Origin of the sequence: Collimonas fungivorans, assembly GCF_001584145.1 — a bacterium.
In the GTDB taxonomy this organism is placed as follows: Bacteria; Pseudomonadota; Gammaproteobacteria; order Burkholderiales; family Burkholderiaceae_D; genus Collimonas; species Collimonas fungivorans.
Genome location: NZ_CP013232.1, coordinates 4,129,193 through 4,147,414 on the forward strand (window position 1 = coordinate 4,129,193; position 18,222 = coordinate 4,147,414).

The following is an 18,222-nucleotide window of genomic DNA, read 5'->3' on the forward strand; positions in this document are numbered from 1 at the left end:
CCAGTGTTACATACCATTACAACTCAACACATGCTTCCTGTTCATGGAACCTTCTGTTCGGTGGCGGTATAGCCGGGTCGCAACAGCACATTCATGGGATCGCTGTCGTCGATGCTGAAGCGCAAGCGACCGCCGTCGATGCGCACCCGCAGATGGCGGTACCTGGCGAGGTAACGGATTCCTACGATTGCTGCGGCAAAACCCGCGGCGGCGCCGACACCGAGCGCCCAGCGCGGGCCGAAGGTGTCCGCTACCCAACCCACCGCAGGCGCACCGATGGCGGTACCGCCCAGCGCCAAGGCCAGCAGGATCGCCATCACACGTCCGCGCATGGCGGGTTCGGTCGACAGTTGCACCATGCTGTTGGCAGTGGTGTTGAAAGTCTGTGCGGATATGCCGATAAGAATCAGCGCCAGACCAAACAGCCAGTAGCTGGGCATGAACGCCGCCAGCGCGCAGCCGAAGCCGAAGACGGCGGCTCCGGCCAGCAGGATCGCGATGCGCGGCTGCGCCCGCCGGGCCGAGAGCAGCGCGCCGGCGACCGAGCCGAAGGCCATGATCGCCGTCAGCAGCCCGTAACGGTCCGCCCCCGCATGGAAGACAGTGACCGACATGGTGGAAATGAAGATCGGGAAATTGAGCCCGAAGGTGCCTATCAGGAACAGCATGAGAAGCACAGCTTTGATATCAGGGCGGCGCCAGACATAGCGAAAACCTTCGAGCAGCCCGCCGCGGGCTGGCGCAGCCCTGCTTCTCAGGTGCAGTTCATCGACACGCAGCAGCCGCAGAGCGCCGATGACCCCGGCAAATGAAACAGCGTTGATCAGGAATACCCAGCCCGAGCCGATGCCGGCAATCAGGACACCTGCGACAGCAGGTCCGATCATGCGCGCAGCATTGAAAGACGTAGAATTTAGCGCTACTGCATTCGACAGCTCGGCTTCAGTCACCAGCTCCGAGACAAACGTCTGGCGCGTCGGCGAATCGAATGCCGTGACGCAGCCCAGCAGGAATGCAAACAGGTAGACATACCACAGCTGGACCAAGCCGCTGACGGTGAGGATGCCCAGTCCAAGGGCCAGCATTCCCATCGCCGCCTGGGTCGCAATCAGGAGTTTGCGCCGGTCCAGATGATCTGCTGCAAAACCGGTCACAGGCAGCAACAGGAGATGGGGCCCGAACTGCAGCGCCATGACGATGCCGACCGCGGTCGCATTCTTGTGGGTCAGCTGGGTCAGCACCAGCCAGTCCTGGGCGGTGCGCTGCATCCAGGTTCCGACATTGGAGACCAGCGCGCCGCCGGCCCAGATCCGGTAGTTGAAGTTATTCAGCGAACGGAAGGTGCCTTGCGTCAGCCTGTTCATGCGTCCCCGGGAGAATTGCCGCCGTTGAAGCGGCCGAACCTGCGCGCCATGATCACGCCGGCCAGAAGCATACCCGATCCCGCCGTGACAATGTGCGCCGTGGCGCGCAGATCAAAATCGCCGGTACGGCAGATCAGCAGATAGGCAATCGCCAGGTTGAAAAATCCCCACAGCACATTCACCGTGGAAGAAGACAAACCCTCGCCTGGCGGTTTGGCGAACGGGCTTTGAAACGGCCGCCCCATCAAACCGCTCACCAGGTGAGGAACGGAGTTGATGAGGAAAATGCCGCCGAAGAAATAAGAGACGCCATGCAGCGATTCCATGGTCAGGCGCTCCGCTTATCAAGGAGAGCGATGATCTCCCGAGTGCCGCCGCTTTCGCCCAGCCTCGGAAAAATCCGCGTGGTGCTGTTGATGTGAGCATCGGGATTGGTGTCGGTCATGGCGTCGACCGCGAGGGTGACGTGGAAACCGTGCTCGTATGCCTGGCGCGCAGTTGATTCGACGCCGATGCTGGTGGAAATGCCGGCGATCACGACTTGCGTCACGCCCAGTTTTTTCAGATGCGCATCAAGGTCGCTGCCGGTGAATGCGCCCCAGGTGCGCTTGGTCACGATATGGTCTTGCGGCTGCTGGTTCAGCTCGGGGACGAAATCGGCCCAGCCGGCGGGAAGGTCGCCGAGGCTGCGTCCCTGATCGGTGCGGCCAGGCGCGCCGCCTGTGACGTTGACCAGCACCACCGGCAGGTCGTGGCGGCGGAATGCGGCGGTCAGCGCGCCAGCCCGCTGCACCACCTCGCTGGCCGGATGGACGGTGGGATAAGCGACGATGCCGTTCTGCAGGTCGATGACGATGAGTGCTGTCTTTGGATCAAGCGTGGTTACTGCCATGGTGTTTTCCTTCTGGTCACGATTCGATGAGGCGTTTGAGCAGTTCGACGCCGGTTGCGAGCTGTTTTTGCTCTGCTTGCGTAAGCTTGCTGCGGATGGCCCGGAACAGCCAGTCGTCCTTTGCCGCACGCGCGGCCTTGATCTTTTCCCGGCAGTCGGCCGTGAGCGACAAGATGGTTTGCCGGCCGTCGTCCGGGTCCGGCACGCCGCTCACCAGCCCGGCTGCCTTTAGCACGGCCAGCGTCTCGCCCATCGATTGAGGACGCATGCCCTGAGCGCGAGCGATGCTGGTCACCGTCGCCGGGCCTTCGTTCTCCAGCCAGACCAGGACCTGCAGCTGGGTCAGGCTGAAATCTCCCAGGTGTGATTGTTCGCGCAAACGCTGGCGCAGCTGGCCGATCAATACACGGATCTCTCCCGCCACCGCCAGTGCGCGGGCGGCTTCGGGATCGTCTGGTCGTTCACTCATGCTCATGCCTTATAGATAGGAAGGAAAACTACAAAGGTTACCTTCATATATGGATAATAGTCCTGCTCCGGGACGAAGTCAAGAATGGGGACGGCCGCGGCAAGGACGCCGGGATTAAGCGCCGGCAGCGGAAAGGTGTTCGAGCAGTTCCCGCGCATACTGCGGCAAGGCATCGGCATCGCGCGTACAAATCGCCAGCTGCCGGGTAGCCCAGGGATCGGACAGCCGCACCGATTGAATCGCCATCGAGCGCCGGCAGCGCCGCGCCGCCGTCTCCGGCACGATGGCCAGGCCGACGCCGGACGCCACCATGTGGCAGATTGCTTCCAGGGTACGCACACGCACCCTGAATGAAAGCGGATTGCCGGCCCGCATGGCGTGCTCGTCGAGATAGTTCTGCAAGGGATTGCCGACGCTCAGCCCGACAAACTGGCGGCCGGCCGTGTGCTGGAAGGCGATGCGCTTCTGCTTTACCAGCGGATCGCCGCGCGGCGCCACCAGCACCAGGCGGTCGGTGGCGAAAGCAAAGAGCTGCAGGCTGCCGTGGTCGGCGGTGGTCGAAATGATGCCGATGTCAGCGGTGCCGAGCGACACTGCCTTGACGATGTCGGTGCTGGGCCTTTCCTTCAGGTCGACATCGATATTCGGACGCGCCGCCAGGAACGGCGCCAGCGCCTTGGGCAAGAACTCGGTCATGGCAACCGTGTTGACCCACAGCCGGACATGGGCCTTGAACCCTTTTGAATATTCGCCCAGCTCGCCGCGCATCTGCTCCATCTGCGCCAGCACCAGCCGCGCATGGTGGGCCAGGGTATCGCCTGCCGGCGTCAGTTCAACGCCACGGGCGCGGCGCTCCAGCAGAGGCAGGCCGATCAGTTCCTCCATGCCGCGCAGGCGCGCGCTGGCCGAGGGCAGCGACATGTTGGCCAGCGCCGCGCCATGGGTAATGCTGCCGGTTTCCAGAACCAGGAGGAATAGCCGCAGATCGGTCAGGTCGAAGCGCATGTACACGATGCTACCAGCCTGCGAGCCTTAGGCATAGCCTAAGGCTGGATACGGTTCTTGCGCATTGTGCCGGGGCCTCGGATCGAGAAAAATGCCATTGTCGCTTTTTGAGATGCCAGCCATGTTCCACTATGACCTGCCACGCTTGTCCGCCATTCTGCTCACCTTCTTTATCGCCGGCACGGTGAAGGGCGTGACCGGGATGGGGTTGCCGACCATTGCAATGGGGCTGCTGGGAGCCACCATGCCGCCGGTTGCAGCGGCCTCGCTCCTGATCCTGCCCTCGTTCGTCACTAACCTCTGGCAACTGCTGGCCGGCCCCGGATTCGTGGCGCTGGCCAGGCGGCTCTGGACCATGATGGCGGGCATCACCGTCGGCACCATTGCCGGCGCCTGGCTGATGACCAATGACAGCGGCGGCTGGACTGCAATAGCGCTCGGAGTGGTGCTAGTAATTTATGCGCTGTTCGGATTGGCGGCGCGCCAGCTGTCTGTTCCTGCGCAGGCAGAGCGGCCTGCATCGCCGCTGGTCGGCCTTGTGACCGGACTGATCACCGGCGGCACCGGCGTGTTCGTGATTCCGGCCGTGCCCTATATCCAGGCGTTGGGGCTGGACAAGGAGGACCTGGTGCAGGCGCTGGGACTGTCGTTCACCGTGTCAACCATCGCCCTGGCCATCGGCCTGCAGCGGCAAGGCGCTTTCCAGCTGGGCGATATCGGCACATCCAGCCTTGCGGTGCTACCTGCATTGCTGGGCATGTGGCTAGGCCAGCATGTCCGGCGGCGCGTCAGCCCGGCTGTTTTCCGGCGCTGGTTTTTCATCTGCCTGATCGTGCTCGGCCTGCAGCTGGTATTGCGTCCGATTATCTAGATTGCGCAGAAAACCATGCTCGCCGCCCTGCTTCAAACCATAGCCACGCTCGGCATACTGGCAAGTATCGCCGCGCAGCTTGTCTTTCTCCGGCATGGCCCAGGCTAACCACCGATTGCGCCCTATCCCATGCCGCGCCCGCCGTCCTTGGCAGTCGCCATTTCGAACAGGTCGAATACATCGCCGTAGAGGAAGGATTTTTTTACCGGCTGGCCGTATTCGGCAGGATTTTCGAAAGTCAGGATTTTTTGTTCGCAGTCATGTTTGGTCCTGGCAATCACGGCGTCGGTCTTGTCGCCGTCCAGATGTGCGGCCACCCAGTAAGTCAGCTTCATCTTTTCTCCCTGCTTCGATTCGGATTGATTGCGTCTTACAGTGCCATATTTTCCGGGATTTGTCTCGGGGAGTCGGAACGAAAAAGAGGAATCTCCCCGATGGGAAGATTCCTCTCCTGGATCAATCCGCTGCTTTTAAGCAGGCTGCTGAGGGTCATCGCCCTCCTTGTTTTCGGCTTCTTTGTTTTCCAGATGTTCGGTCACCGCTTCCACGCCCTTGTAACCGGCAATGGCGGCAATGCCCTCAGTCAGGATGGAGGCATTCGGATCCAGCTTCTTCACGCCTTCGACTGCCACTACCGCACCAATGACTTCTTCCAGGATACCCATGATTTGTTCCTCAAAATATTTGCACAAAAACCGACGGCTGAAAACGCGAGAGACAGGATCATCCTGTCTCTCGCGATGGACGCTGCCTTGATTACTTAGGCGCGGCTTCCTTGACGTCTGCCTTGGCGGCAGTTGGTTCTGCCTTCACCTTGCTGGTGGCTTTGAACGGTGTGTGATGCGTTTTTGCTTTCGTGCCCTTGGCTGCGGTTTCGGTGCTTGCTGCGGCCTTGGTTTCAACCTTCGGCGCTTTCACATCTGCCTTCACGTCTGCTTTGGCAGCCGGGGTAGTTGCGCTTGCGGTTACCGAAGCAGCAGGCGCTGCAGGGGCAGCTGGAGCGGCAGCCTGGGCGAAAACGGAAGTAGCAAACAAGCCAGCGATCAGAGTTGCGAGTAATTTGTTCATGTGTGCACCTTTACGTTATCTCGATTACCTCAGGAAAATCCCGAGGGCTTGAGCAGATAACGAGGGCGATGCGGGAACTGTTGACCGTCCTTACAAACGATTACAATTCGACACATAGGCTCAGGATGTCTGGCGGCGCAGCGCCAGCAGCAGCGAGCCGAATGAAATGAAGGCTGTCCCTACCACGCGGTTCATCCACTTGGCGAACTGCGGCCGCACCAGCAGATGCCTGGCGCGGGAAGCTACTACTGCATAGCTCAGGTGGGTGCTGTAAGACAAGCTCATGAAGATAGCCATGAGGACCAGGAATTGCGGCAGCAAAGCTGCCTGGGGATCGATGAACTGCGGGAACAGCGCCGTGAAAAACAAGACCGCCTTGGGGTTGGTGGCCGCTGTCAGGAAGGCTTCGCCATACAGCTTGCGCGGACGCGGAGCAATTCCGGCCTGCCCTGCTTCCGATTCATAAGCAAGTCCGTTCGAGCCGGCGAACAAATGCCGGATGCCGATATAAAACAGGTAAAGCGCGCCGCAAATCTTGACTGCCATGAACAGCATGGCGGACGACTTGAGCAGCACGCCCAGGCCAAGGATGGCCGCGGTCGACAGGCAGAACACGCCGGAAATATTGCCCAGGCCTGACCACATCACCGAACGCGGGCCATAGGTAGCGCCATTGCGCAGCGACAGCAGGATCGACGGCCCGGGGCTGAGGATGGACAGCGCCGCGAAGGCGGTATAGGTGAGGATAGTTTGCGTATGCATCGGGCGTCGGACCTTTCAAGCGATTGTTGTACCCTGGCCCCTGAGCCGGGATCTGTCTAGACACCGGCCAAGTATACGCGAATGGCGGCTACCGTGTTTCCACGGGCCAACCGTGCACCAGTGCGGCTCCTTATCGTCCCGAACGCGTGCTGACATCGACCCACACCGCCAGCATCAGGATGCTGCCCTTGACGATCATTTGCCAGTAGGTATCGACATCCAGCATCGACATGCCGTTGTCCAGGCTGGCCATCACCAGCGCGCCGATCAGCGCGCCATATACCGTGCCCGAGCCGCCACGCATGGAAGTGCCGCCGATGAAACAGGCAGCGATCGCATCCAGCTCGCCCATGTTGCCGGCCGAAGGCGAACCCGCCGCCAGGCGCGCAGTATTGACCAGGCCGGCCAGCGCGCACATTACGCCCATGATGCCGAAGATCCACAGCTTCACCGCCTGCACGTTGACGCCGGACAAACGGGTCGCCTCCATGTTGCTGCCGACCGAATAGATGCGGCGCCCGAAAACGGTCTGGGTGGTGATGTAGCTGAACAGGCCCAGCAAGGCCAGCAACAGCAGCACCGGCACAGGGATCCCGTCATAGGTGTTGAGGGTGGATACAAACGCCAGCAGCACCAGTCCGATCAGCAGCACACGCACTCCGTCGCGCCACAGCGGCGGCACCGGCAGCGCGTGCTGCATGCGGTTGCGGCGCTGGCGCCAGGTCAGCGCCAAGGCCAGGATGAACAAGCCGGCGCCGAGCACGATGCCGAGCTGCGGCGGCAGGTAACCCTGCCCCAGGTACACCAGGTCGCTGGAGACCGGGGCGATGGTCAGTCCGCCGGTGACGCCCAACAGGATCCCGCGAAACGCCAGCATGCCGCCGAGGCCGACGATGAACGAGGGAATCCGCATGTACGCCGTCAGGTAGCCGTTGAACAAACCCAGCGCCAGGCCCAGCAGCAGCACCAGGCACAGGTTCAGCGGCAGAGGCAGATGGTGGGTGACGTTGAGCACGGCGGCGACGCCGCCCAGCAAGCCGAGCATGGAGCCGACCGAGAGGTCGATTTCACCGCCGATAATCACCAACACCATGCCGCAAGCGAGGATGCCGGTGATCGACATCTGGCGCAGCAGGTTGGACAGGTTGCGCGGCGTGACGAAACCGCCTTCGGTTTTCCAGCTGAAGAATGCCCAGATGATGGCGATAGCTATCAGCAAGGCCATGATCTTGTATTGCCGGAACAGCTGCTTGATATTGAAATTGAGGTTGAAATTGAGGTTGATCTTGCTCATATCAGTTTCCCGTTATTTCCTGCTTCAGATGCAGCGGCGACCAGCTGCTGCGACGCCATGTATTGAGACGACTGGTCGATCGCCGCTGCCAGCACGGTTTCCTGGCTCAGGCCGCGGTTGATGAAATTGCCGCGCAGCTTGCCTTCGCCGATCACCAGCACGCGGTCGGAAACGCCCAGCACCTCCGCCAGCTCGGACGACACCATGATGATCGCCACGCCCTGCCGCGCCAGCTGCGCCATCAGCCGGTAGATCTCGGCCTTGGCGCCGACATCGACGCCGCGCGTCGGTTCGTCCAGGATCAGGACTTTGGGCCGCGCCAGCAGCATTTTTGCCAGCACCGCCTTTTGCTGGTTGCCGCCGGACAGGCTGGTGATGGGCAAGAACGGGCTGGATGTCTTGAGCTGGAGCCGGCCTATTTCAGCCTGCACGGTTTTCAGTTCGGCCTCGGCATCGATGCGGGTGTTGCGCGAAAAATTCTTGAGCACCGCCAAGGTGATGTTCTGGCCGACGCTGAGATCGGGCACGATGCCGTGCTGCTTGCGGTCTTCAGGCACCATGCACAGCCCGAGCCGGATCGCTTTTTGCGGCGTGCCGGTGTCGACTTTGACGCCTTCCAGCCAGACCTCGGCCTGGCTGCGTCCAGGATAAGCGCCGAACAGGGCAGACACCAGTTCGGTGCGGCCGGCGCCCACCAGCCCGGCGATGCCAAGGATCTCGCCGCGCCGCAAAGAAAAAGAAATATCGTCGACGCGCTTGCGCAGCGGATTGTCGACGTCATGGCAGGTGACATGGCGCGCTTCGAACATCACCTCGCCGATCTCGTGTTCCTGGTCCGGATACATGGCGCTGATTTCGCGGCCCACCATCTGCGTGATGATCTGGTCGACATTCATGTCCTGCATCGGCGTGGTGGCAATGTGTTTGCCGTCGCGGATCACGGCCACGGTGTCGCACACCGCCGCCACTTCGTCCAGCTTGTGTGAGATATACACACAAGCCACGCCCTTGGCTTTCAGGTCGCGGATAATATCCAGCAAAACCTCGATCTCGGATGCCGTCAGCGACGACGACGGTTCGTCCAGGATCAGCAGCTTCGCCTGTTTGTTGAGCGCCTTGGCAATCTCCACCAGCTGCTGATGGCCGCCGCCGTAGTTCATCACCGGCAGCGCCACATTGATGTCGGGCATTTTCAGTTCGCGCATCAGTTCGGCGGCGCGGCGGTACATGGCGGGATAGTTCATGCGGCCGCCAGGCAGGGTCAGTTCGTGTCCCATGAAAATGTTTTCTGCTACCGACAGTTCCTGCACCAGCATCAGCTCCTGATGAATGATGATGATGCCGGCGGCTTCGGTATCGCGCATCGATTGCGACTGCAAGGGTGCTCCCTGCCACAGGATTTCACCCTGCCAGCTGCCATGCGGATAAACGCCGGACAGCACTTTCATCAGGGTCGATTTGCCGGCGCCGTTTTCGCCGCACAGGCCGAGGCATTCACCAGCCTTGACCTTGATGTCGATGCCATCCAGCGCCCGCACCGCGCCGAATTCCTTGACGATGCCGCGCATTTCCAGCAAATAGTCGGACATGCCTGCTCCCGCAATGACTAAAGGGAAAAGAAAACGGCCGCACGGCGGCATGAATGCCGCCGCGGCCGTTTCAGTTCATGCCGCAGCTTACTTGCTGCTGATCTGGGCCTGGGTATAGAAACCGTCGTCCACCAGCAGCTTGACGTTGGCGCTGGTCAGCGGCGTCGGTTTCAGCAGTATGGTGTCGACTTTCTTGACGCCGTTTTCATACTGGGAGTTGTAGGCAGGCTTTTCGTTGCGCGCCAGTTGCACCGACAGTTTGGCCGCTTCGGAGGCGATCAGCTTGAGCGGTTTGTACACCGTCATCGACTGGGTACCGGCGATCACGCGCTTGACCGCGGCCAGGTCGGCGTCCTGCCCCGAGACCGGCACCTTGCCTGCCATCTTTTGCGAAGCCAGCGCCTGGATCGCGCCGCCGGCGGTGCCGTCGTTGGAGGCGACGATGGCGTCGATCTTGTTATTGTTGGCAGTCAGGGCGTTTTCCACGATGGACAAGGCTTCAGTAGCGCTCCAGTCCTTGACCCACTGCTGGCCGACGATCTTGATGTCGCCCTTGTCGATCGACGGCTTCAGCACTTTCAGCTGGCCTTCGCGCAGCATCTTGGCGTTGTTGTCGGTGGGCGAACCTCCCAACAGGTAATAATTGCCCTTGGGCTGCGCCTTGAGCACGCCTTCGGCCTGCATCTCGCCGACCTTTTCATTGTCGAAGGAGATGTAGGCGTCGATATCGGCGTTCAGGATCAGGCGGTCATACGACACCACCTTGATGCCGGCTTTCTTGGCTTCCTTGACGGTATTGGTCAGCACGGTGGCGTTGAACGGCACGATGACGATGACGTCGACGCCGCGCGAGATCAGGTTTTCGATCTGGGAGATCTGCCGCTGCTCGCTGGCGTCGGCCGACTGTACAAACACCTTGGCGCCCAGCTTGTCAGCCGCGGCAACAAAAAAATCGCGGTCCCTGGCCCAGCGCTCGACCCGCAAATCGTCGATCGAAAAACCGATCTTGGGATTCTTGGAATCGGCCATCGCGGCTGTGCTGCCCAGTGCAAATACCGCTACCGCCATCACTGCGAATAGGCTCTTCCGTTTGAATTTGTTCATTGCTGTGTCTCCTGTCATTGGTTTTGATTTAACTGCTTATAATTTAACCGTACTATTTTGTAGGGTGGGCACCTGTGCCCACGCGTTGCTGCGGTACATTCGCGTGGGCACAAATGCGTGCCCACCCTACCTGCCTACTACACTTTCAACCGTAGATGGCCCGATTGACCAGGTTCTCCAGCATTTCCTGGCGGCCGCTGACCGCCTGCGGATTGATCTGCTTGGCAAACGCATGCTCGGCGATATCGCTCAGGCTCAGTTTGCCCGCCAGCACGTCCTGCCCGAAAGCGCCATCCCATCCGGCATAGCGCTCGGCCTTGAAATTCGCCAGCAGATCGTTCTCGACCATGCCGGCAGCGCGTTCCAGCGCCAGCGCCAGCACATCCATGGCGCCGACGTGGCCGTGGAACAGGTCGACTTCGTCCAGGCTCTGGCGCCTTACCTTGGAATCGAAGTTGAAGCCGCCGGTGGTGAAGCCGCCGGCTTTCAGGATTTCGTAGGTGGCCAGCGTCATTTCCTCGACGCTGTTGGGAAACTGGTCGGTATCCCAGCCGTTCTGGGGATCGCCGCGGTTGGCGTCGACGCTGCCGAGGATGCCGAGCGCAGCGGCGGTAGCGATTTCATGATGGAAGCTGTGTCCGGCCAGGGTGGCATGGTTGGCTTCGATATTCACCTTGATTTCTTGCTCCAGGCCGTATTGCTTGAGGAAGCCGTGCACGGTGGCGCTGTCGTAGTCATACTGGTGCTTGGTCGGTTCCTGCGGTTTCGGTTCGATCAGCAATGTGCCCTTGAAGCCGATCTTGTGTTTATGTTCCACCACCAGCCGCATGAAACGGCCCAGTTGTTCGCGTTCGCGTTTGAGGTCGGTATTGAGCAAGGTTTCATAACCTTCGCGGCCGCCCCACAAGACATAGTTGGCGCCGCCCAGGCGCTGGGTGGCGTTCATGGCAGTGCAGACCTGCGCGGCAGCATAGGCGAACAGTTCAGGATTCGGATTGCTGGCGGCGCCGGAGGCGAAGCGCGGATTACTGAAACAGTTGGCGGTACCCCACAGCAGGCGCACCCCGGTCTGTTCCTGCTTGCGCTCCAGCACGTCCAGCATCTGCGCGAAGTTGTTGCGGTATTCGGCCAGGCTGTTCCCTTCCGGCGCCACGTCTGTATCGTGGAAGGTGTAATAGTCGACGCCCAGCTTGCTGAAGAATTCGAAAGCGGCGTCAGCCTTGTTATGGGCCATCGCCATGGCGTCGCCGCCTTCCTGCCAGGGACGGCGGAAGGTGCCGGCGCCGAACACATCGGAACCGGGCCAGACGAAAGTGTGCCAGTAGCAGGCCGCCATGCGCAGGTGTTCCCGCATCGGCTTGCCCAGCACCAGCTTGGCGGCGTCGTAATGGCGGAAAGCCAGCGGCGTCTGCGCCTGCTTGCCTTCGAAGCGGATTGGTGTCACGGATGGGAAATAGCTCATGCTTGCTCCTGTAAGGTGGTGATGCGGTCTTGGTGTGGGCCATACTAGAGCCGCGCCTGGCGCTCTACAATTATGAAATCCACCAAGCGCACTAGCGATTCTTTCTATTGCAGGTGCACATAACGGCATTTGGCCTGACGCTGGCGGCGCTGTTCGTTACAATCGAGAGCAACGGACCGCAACGGGTCCGCGGCAGTAGCAAATTGACACTAGACTGCGCGACGCTCCCGGGAGACTGCAGGATGACAAGAACCGTGCACCGCATCGCACTACTATTCAACGGCAACAAGATTTTCGATCGCGACATCATCGCCGGCATCGGCGAATACCTGAGCAGCACACGCGCCTCCTGGGACTTGTTCCTGGAGGAGGATTTCCGCTGCCGCCTGCAAGGCATCGAGCGCTGGCAGGGCCACGGCATCATCGCCGACTTCGACGATCCGGAAGCCAGCGCAGCCTTGTCGCGGGTCAGCCTGCCGGTGGTGGCGGTGGGCGGATCGTATGCCGATGCAGCCGACTATCCGGGCGACACGCCGTATGTCGCCACCGACAATTTCAAGCTGGTCAAGCTGGCCTACGATCACCTGATCGAAGCCGGCCTGCAGCGTTTTGCCTGTTTCAGCCTGCCGCAAGCCGATGTGAACCGCTGGGCCCAGGAACGCGAGAAGGCATTTGAAAACCTGATGCAGCGCGACGGCATGCAGGGCGAAATCTACCGCGGCCTCGGCACCAGCGCACCGTCCTGGGATACCGCGGTGGAGCAGCAGATCGCCTGGCTGCAGACGCTGCCCAAGCCGATCGGCATCATCGCCGTCACCGACGCCCGCGCGCGCCAGCTGCTGCAAGCTTGCCTGTGCGCCGGCATCGCCGTGCCGGAACAAGTAGCTCTGATCGGCATCGACAACGATCCGCTGGCGCGCATCCTGACCCGGGTACCGCTCAGTTCGGTGATCCAGGGCACGCGCGAAATGGGCCGCACCGCAGCCCACTTGCTGCACCAGATGCTGCATGGCGGCCGCCTGGCCGGCACCCGCATCCTGGTGCCGCCAGCCGGCATCAACGTACTGGCGTCGAGCCGCCACGAAGCGCCCAGCCATCCGCATGTGATGCAAGCCATGCACTTCATCCGCCAGTACGCCTGCCAGGGCATCAAGACCGAGCAGGTGGCCGATTATGTCGGCGTCTCGCGTTCATCGCTGGAATGGTATTTCCGCCGTGAGCTGGGGCGCAGCGTGCATGACGAGATACTGCGCTTCAAACTGGACGTGGCGAAGGACATGCTGCGCCACAAAGACCAGCGCAGCATTGCCGACATTGCCGTCAGCTGCGGCTTCACTTCGGTGCAGTACATGCATGCAGTGTTCAAGCGCGAGCTCAGCTGCACTCCGCGCGAGTTTCAGGATCGTCAAGATCGCCTGCCCCAGGCCGAGGCCGGTCCGCTGTCGCTTAATTAACCGAATCAACAGGCCAGACCACGATGACACAAACTTCCATTTCCAGCACGCCGGGCGAATACGGCGTCACCTTGTACACGCTGCGCAATGCGCACGACATGCGGGTCCTGGTCAGCGACCGCGGCGCCACCCTGGTCTCCTGGTGGACCCCTGACCGCTACGGCCGGGTGGCCGATATCCTGCTCGGTTATCCGGATGAAGACGGCTACCAGGCCAACCCATCGTATTTCGGCAGCCTGGTCGGGCGCTGGGGCAACCGTATCGCCAAGGGCCGTTTCACGGTGGACGGCGCCGAATACCTGGTCGACCGCAACAACGGCGACAATCACCTGCACGGCGGCGACACCGGTTTCCACCTGGCGCAATGGCGCGCCGAGCCGGGTCCGGACGGCTTGCGGCTGACGCTGGAATCGCCGGACGGCGACGGCGGTTATCCCGGCCATGTGCTGGCGTCGGTCCTCTACAGCCTCGACGACAACGGCCGCCTGAGCATCGACTACAGCGCCACCAGCGATGCGCCGACACCGATCAACCTGACTTCACACGGCTACTTCAACCTGAACGGCGGCAGCAGCGACATCTACGATCACATCCTGGCGATCGCCGCCGACCAGTACCTGCAGATCGACGGCCAGCTGATCCCGACCGGCGCCGCCGATGTCGCCGGCAGCGCCCTCGACTTCCGCCAGCCGGCGCCGATCGGCCCGCGCCTGGCTTGGCCCGACACCCAGCTCAAGCTGGCCGGCGGCTTCGACCATTGCTACTGCCTGCGCCCGCAGGACGGCGCGGCTGTGCCGGGCCAAAGCCGCAGCGCACAACCATTAAGGGAAGTGGCGACCGTCTATGATCCCGGTTCCGGCCGCCAGCTGTCGGTGGCCACCACCGAGAATGGCTTGCAGTTCTACAGCGGGAATTTCCTGGAAGGTATACAAGGCCGCGGCGCCAAGCCTTATGCGATACACGACGGCTTCTGCCTGGAGGCGCAAGCCTATCCCGACCAGATCAACGGCGCCGACGCCGAAGCCGTGATCCTGCGGCCCGGGCAGGTATATCGCCAGACCACGACTTACCAAATATCGGTGCGCTGACAAGCAGCGGCGGAAAAGCGTAGAATAAAGCCCGCCCACAGCTGGCCTCCAGCTGTGGGTACTTGTATGGCGCAGATATATTGGGAAGAGAGATAGATGACAAAACAAAACGGAGCGGAACCGCTTATCAGCGAGATCGAGTATTACATGACGATTGTCGAGTTCGACATGTTATGGAACCGCAATACCACCGCGCAAGAACAGCTGCGCATGGAACACATGATCCGGCTGATCGATGCATTTGAAGCAGCACACACATTCCTGATGCCGCAAATGCAAGTCCAAACAGGACTGGGACTGGAAAGCAGGAATAAAGAAGGGCCTACAACAATGTAGGCCCTTTTCTTTTGTAGCTCGCTCTCCCATACACCTGCAGTCTTTCCCTCACTGCCGCTTCCATCGGGCAAGCTCTCAGTCTTCCCCCGCCGCATATTTCATGACAGCAGCAAGGGTGGTTTCCTGATCAGGTAGCCGCCATCGCCGGATCGCTCACGCCGTGCGCGCCGGTTTCCATGCGGCCGGCAAAACGCCGGCTGAAACCGCCGACAGGCACTGTCGCAGTCAGGTCATACCAGTTGCCCTGGCTGCCGATCGGCCAATGCTGGTCGAGCTGCATGCGGGCCGGCACATGGAACGTCCAGGGACCTGCCTTGCGGTAAGCATTAGCCGTGACAGTCACGATGCAAGATCTTTCCCCACGGTTCGCCATCGTCAGGCAGATCCGCTTCGTGAAAATATCGTAGCTGATTTTCACTTCGGGTTCGGCTGCGTCATCCACTATAAGCGCAGCCAGATTACCCTGGAACGCGCGGTGGAAACCGTTCGGTCCCAGCACCCACAAATCGTAGGCGCCGCGATCGGCTTCCAAGTCCCAGCTGTCTTGCCACTCGCGGCCGGCTTCCAGCGCGTAACGGCGCGGCACCCGGTCCAGGTGCAGGCGATCGTAGACATGGAATACCGCGGCGGCGCGGCCGGTATTGCGGAAAGTCAGGTTGATCTTGCTGTGCCTGGTGTCGACGCGGGCGCTGGCATGCAGCTCGTAAGGCAGTGCGCGCGAAGGCCGGACGCCGGCTGCCTGCATCGGAAACACCTGGGTGCCTTCAGCCGGCAAGGCAACCTGCTGCAATTTTTCCTGCTGGGCGCGCACCGCATCGGCCTCTGCCCGGCTGCGCTTCGGCAATGTCGGCAAGACTTCGTGGTTCGGATTGACGAAGTTGAAAGCCGACAGCAGATCGCCGCAGACTGCGCGCCGGAATGGCGTGATGTTTTCTTCCTTGACATGGAAGCGGGCTTCAAGGAAACGCAACACCGAGGTGTGGTCGAACACCTGCGAATTGACCCAGCCGCCGCGGCTCCATGGCGAGATCACATACATCGGAACGCGCGGGCCGGGGCCATAAGGACGATTTTCGTATGTGGCCGATGCCGCCTTGGAGAAATATTCGCCGTCGGTGGAAATCGAGGAGTGGCCGGCCAGCTCGCCGCCTTCGTAGCCCGGCGCGCATGGCGGCGGCACGTGGTCGAAGAACCCGTCGTTCTCGTCGAAATTGACCAGCAATACCGTCTTGCTCCACACCGCCGGGTTGGCGGTCAGAGCATTCAGCACTTCCTGGATGTACCAGGCGCCCTGCACTGGGCTGGATGGGCCCGGATGTTCGCTGTAGTCCGCAGGCGCGACGATCCAGGACACCTGCGGCAGCGTGCCGGCGCCGATATCTTCGCGCAAGGCCGCCAGGAAACCGCCGTCCGGCATGGTATTGGCTACTCCCTTGAGCAGCGGGTCTACACTCTCGTCGCTGGGCTGGTAAACGGGGTAAGGAGAACCGTCAACGGCATTGCCACGCTTTTCATTGGCCTTGCGATAGGCAACAAAACCGGCCAGCGGGTTGTCGGTGAAATTGTCCGGCATGTTCTCATAGACCTTCCACGACACACCTTCTTTTTGCAGGCGCTCCGGGTAGGTTTTCCAGCTGTAGCTGGCGGCGCTGTCGGACGCTTCCAGGTGATCCTGGCTGTTGTCGATAACCGGGCCGCCGTTCTTGCCCTTGGGATCGATGTTGCCGGTCCAGTGGAATACCCGGTTAGGATTGGTGCCGCCGTGGAACGAGCAGTGGTAGGCGTCGCACACCGTGAAGGCATTGGCCAGCGCGAACTGGAAATCCAGCTCGGCCGAGGTGTAATAACCCATCGACTGGGTCTGTTTATAGGTCGGCCAGTTAGCCATGCGCCCCAGGTCCCAGGCATCTTGCGCGTTATCGTAGAAATGGCTGGTGCCGTTGACGCGCTGGGCGTTGCCGATTTTGCTATCCAAGTGATACGGCAGGATCACGCGCGACTGCTTGGTGGTCTTGTCGGTGTAGGTCTGCTGCATCACGTTGCGCTTGCCGGCCAGCGGGATCGGGAAACGGTCGCCAAAACCGCGCACGCCGTTGAGCGTGCCGAAGTAATGGTCGAAAGAGCGGTTCTCCTGCATCAGGATCACCACGTGCTCGACGTCGCGGATGGTGCCGGTCTTGTTGTTGGCGGGGATCGCCAGCGCCTTGCGGATCGCTTCCGGGAAGGCGGCATTGGCGGTAGCCGAATAAGCTGTGGCGGCGAGCGCAGTGCCGGCGGTGCGCAAGAAATGGCGTCGGTCTTTCTTGGTCATGATGGTCCTGTTCTTTCCTTATCGGGGTATGCTTGGATTGGGAAGGGAATGTGCAGCGGAGAGACGGTGCAAGGCCGGATTGCCGGAAAACAGGGCTGGTGACGCCATCGACAGTTGTTTGATTCCGGCCATGTAGTTACCGCCACGCATCTTTGAATGTATCGAAGTATTGCGGCGAAATATTTCAGGCGTATGAAGGTTTGATGACCGTTCTGTAACGAACTGAGGTGGCAGGATTCCGGATTGTTTATGGCCCGCGTTGCTTAGTTCCCGCACTTTCGGTAAGCTGTTCTGCACTGCAACGCGGGGGGTCGGCTTTGAGCATCGCCCTCGCGGATAACGGAACGTCTAGCTACGCCATGAAAATCTCATTGATCTCAGACCTGCACCTGTCCGTGCACCCGATGCCGGCTCCGGAAACCGATGCCGACGTAGTGGTGCTGGCCGGCGACATCTGGCGGCCGGCGGAAGCCATGCAGTGGGCCAGGCAGTTTTCGGTGCCGACGATTTTTGTGGCCGGCAACCATGAGTTTTACGGAAACGACCTGGTCAGCACCATGCGCGATCTCAGGAACGCAGCGCTCGGCAGCCAGGTCCACATCCTGCAGAAACAGGCGCTGCTGCTGGGCGGCGTGCGTTTTCTTGGCTGCACCTTATGGACAGATTTCCGCTTCTTCAGCAGCCCCGAACAACGTGAAGCGGGACTGAAGCAGGCAACCGAACTGGTCAGGGATTTTTCGCGGATACGCGTGTCGCCAGATTTTCCCGATACGTTTACACCGGCCGTATCGCAGATGCTGTTCGACGACACGGTAAGCTGGCTGGAGCAGCAGTTCGCGCAGCCGCATGACGGCCCTACCGTGGTCATCAGCCATCACGCCCCTGACCAGCGCAGCGTCAATGAGCGCTTTGCCGGATCGGCGCTGAATGCCTGCTTCGCGTCCGATCTGGAACAGCGCATCCTGGCATGGCAGCCCGCATTCTGGCTGCATGGCCATATGCATGACAGTTCGGATTACCGGATCGGCGCGACCCGGGTGTTATGCAATCCTCGCGGTTATGCCCGGGGCGGCAATGCGGAAAATGCCAGCTTCGATCCCTGCCTGACATTTTCCGTTTGAACCCGGCTGGACCGCCGGGTTATCGACTTACT

19 protein-coding genes are annotated in these 18,222 nt (G+C 61.1%); 5 read left to right on the top strand and 14 right to left on the bottom strand.

Annotated elements, in window-relative coordinates; translation table 11 throughout:
• Positions 1-41: 41 nt before the first annotated feature.
• The 5 genes from CFter6_RS17910 to CFter6_RS17930 form a co-directional block, all read right to left on the bottom strand.
• Positions 42-1,364 carry an MFS transporter gene (locus CFter6_RS17910; protein ID WP_061541070.1) on the bottom strand — a complete coding sequence of 441 codons (1,323 nt, stop codon included), beginning with the start codon at positions 1,362-1,364 and terminating at the stop codon, positions 42-44.
• Positions 1,361-1,690: a hypothetical protein gene (locus CFter6_RS17915; protein WP_061541071.1), complete on the bottom strand. Its 330-nt coding sequence runs from the start codon at positions 1,688-1,690 to the stop codon at positions 1,361-1,363. The genes CFter6_RS17910 and CFter6_RS17915 overlap by 4 nt, the downstream gene beginning before the upstream one ends.
• A gap of 2 nt (positions 1,691-1,692) precedes the next feature.
• Complete coding sequence (locus tag CFter6_RS17920; protein ID WP_061541072.1) at positions 1,693-2,256, bottom strand: isochorismatase family protein; 564 nt, start codon at positions 2,254-2,256, stop codon at positions 1,693-1,695.
• Positions 2,257-2,272: 16 nt separating this feature from the next.
• On the bottom strand, positions 2,273-2,731 hold the full coding sequence (locus tag CFter6_RS17925; RefSeq protein ID WP_061541073.1) for a MarR family winged helix-turn-helix transcriptional regulator: 459 nt from the start codon (positions 2,729-2,731) through the stop codon (positions 2,273-2,275).
• Between the two features lie 108 nt (positions 2,732-2,839).
• Positions 2,840-3,730 (bottom strand): LysR family transcriptional regulator, encoded by an 891-nt coding sequence (locus tag CFter6_RS17930; RefSeq protein WP_061541074.1) that lies wholly within the window; start codon positions 3,728-3,730, stop codon positions 2,840-2,842.
• A gap of 91 nt (positions 3,731-3,821) precedes the next feature.
• Here CFter6_RS17930 and CFter6_RS17935 point away from each other — a divergent pair, with 91 nt between their 5' ends.
• A complete protein-coding gene (locus tag CFter6_RS17935; protein ID WP_236904367.1) occupies positions 3,822-4,601 on the top strand; it encodes a sulfite exporter TauE/SafE family protein in 780 nt (259 codons plus the stop codon).
• A 122-nt stretch (positions 4,602-4,723) separates the two neighbouring features.
• Here the strand turns inward: CFter6_RS17935 and CFter6_RS17940 are convergent, their stop codons facing one another.
• The 8 genes from CFter6_RS17940 to xylA all read right to left on the bottom strand — a co-directional run bounded on the left by CFter6_RS17940 (position 4,724) and on the right by xylA (position 11,880).
• Entirely contained in the window at positions 4,724-4,936 is a 213-nt protein-coding gene (locus tag CFter6_RS17940) for a hypothetical protein (RefSeq protein WP_061541076.1), read from the bottom strand.
• Between the two features lie 135 nt (positions 4,937-5,071).
• Positions 5,072-5,266 carry a hypothetical protein gene (locus CFter6_RS17945; protein WP_061542450.1) on the bottom strand — a complete coding sequence of 65 codons (195 nt, stop codon included), beginning with the start codon at positions 5,264-5,266 and terminating at the stop codon, positions 5,072-5,074.
• A 91-nt stretch (positions 5,267-5,357) separates the two neighbouring features.
• Positions 5,358-5,669 carry a hypothetical protein gene (locus tag CFter6_RS17950; RefSeq protein WP_061541077.1) on the bottom strand — a complete coding sequence of 104 codons (312 nt, stop codon included), beginning with the start codon at positions 5,667-5,669 and terminating at the stop codon, positions 5,358-5,360.
• A 120-nt stretch (positions 5,670-5,789) separates the two neighbouring features.
• Positions 5,790-6,431, bottom strand: a complete 642-nt coding sequence (locus CFter6_RS17955; RefSeq protein ID WP_061541078.1) for a LysE family translocator — start codon at positions 6,429-6,431, stop codon at positions 5,790-5,792.
• Between the two features lie 130 nt (positions 6,432-6,561).
• Entirely contained in the window at positions 6,562-7,725 is a 1,164-nt protein-coding gene (locus tag CFter6_RS17960; protein WP_061541079.1) for a sugar ABC transporter permease, read from the bottom strand.
• Entirely contained in the window at positions 7,722-9,314 is a 1,593-nt protein-coding gene (xylG, locus tag CFter6_RS17965; RefSeq protein WP_061541080.1) for a D-xylose ABC transporter ATP-binding protein, read from the bottom strand. Before xylG ends, CFter6_RS17960 begins: the two co-directional genes overlap by 4 nt.
• Positions 9,315-9,401: 87 nt before the next feature.
• The gene (gene xylF / locus CFter6_RS17970) at positions 9,402-10,382 is read right to left on the bottom strand and encodes a D-xylose ABC transporter substrate-binding protein (protein ID WP_417924810.1); all 981 of its coding nucleotides are present in this window, start codon (positions 10,380-10,382) and stop codon (positions 9,402-9,404) included.
• A gap of 181 nt (positions 10,383-10,563) precedes the next feature.
• Positions 10,564-11,880 carry a xylose isomerase gene (gene xylA, locus CFter6_RS17975; RefSeq protein ID WP_061541082.1) on the bottom strand — a complete coding sequence of 439 codons (1,317 nt, stop codon included), beginning with the start codon at positions 11,878-11,880 and terminating at the stop codon, positions 10,564-10,566.
• A gap of 242 nt (positions 11,881-12,122) precedes the next feature.
• On the opposite strand from xylA, the gene CFter6_RS17980 reads away from it, so the two are divergent.
• The 3 genes from CFter6_RS17980 to CFter6_RS17990 all read left to right on the top strand — a co-directional run bounded on the left by CFter6_RS17980 (position 12,123) and on the right by CFter6_RS17990 (position 14,758).
• The gene (locus CFter6_RS17980) at positions 12,123-13,334 is read left to right on the top strand and encodes a XylR family transcriptional regulator (RefSeq protein WP_061541083.1); all 1,212 of its coding nucleotides are present in this window, start codon (positions 12,123-12,125) and stop codon (positions 13,332-13,334) included.
• Between the two features lie 23 nt (positions 13,335-13,357).
• On the top strand, positions 13,358-14,422 hold the full coding sequence (locus tag CFter6_RS17985) for an aldose epimerase family protein (protein WP_061541084.1): 1,065 nt from the start codon (positions 13,358-13,360) through the stop codon (positions 14,420-14,422).
• A gap of 96 nt (positions 14,423-14,518) precedes the next feature.
• Positions 14,519-14,758 (top strand): hypothetical protein, encoded by a 240-nt coding sequence (locus CFter6_RS17990; protein ID WP_061541085.1) that lies wholly within the window; start codon positions 14,519-14,521, stop codon positions 14,756-14,758.
• Between the two features lie 127 nt (positions 14,759-14,885).
• Here the strand turns inward: CFter6_RS17990 and CFter6_RS17995 are convergent, their stop codons facing one another.
• Positions 14,886-17,069 carry a phosphocholine-specific phospholipase C gene (locus CFter6_RS17995; RefSeq protein ID WP_061541086.1) on the bottom strand — a complete coding sequence of 728 codons (2,184 nt, stop codon included), beginning with the start codon at positions 17,067-17,069 and terminating at the stop codon, positions 14,886-14,888.
• A gap of 359 nt (positions 17,070-17,428) precedes the next feature.
• Here CFter6_RS17995 and CFter6_RS18000 point away from each other — a divergent pair, with 359 nt between their 5' ends.
• Positions 17,429-18,190: a metallophosphoesterase gene (locus CFter6_RS18000; protein WP_061541087.1), complete on the top strand. Its 762-nt coding sequence runs from the start codon at positions 17,429-17,431 to the stop codon at positions 18,188-18,190.
• The last annotated feature ends 32 nt before the right edge of the window (positions 18,191-18,222 follow it).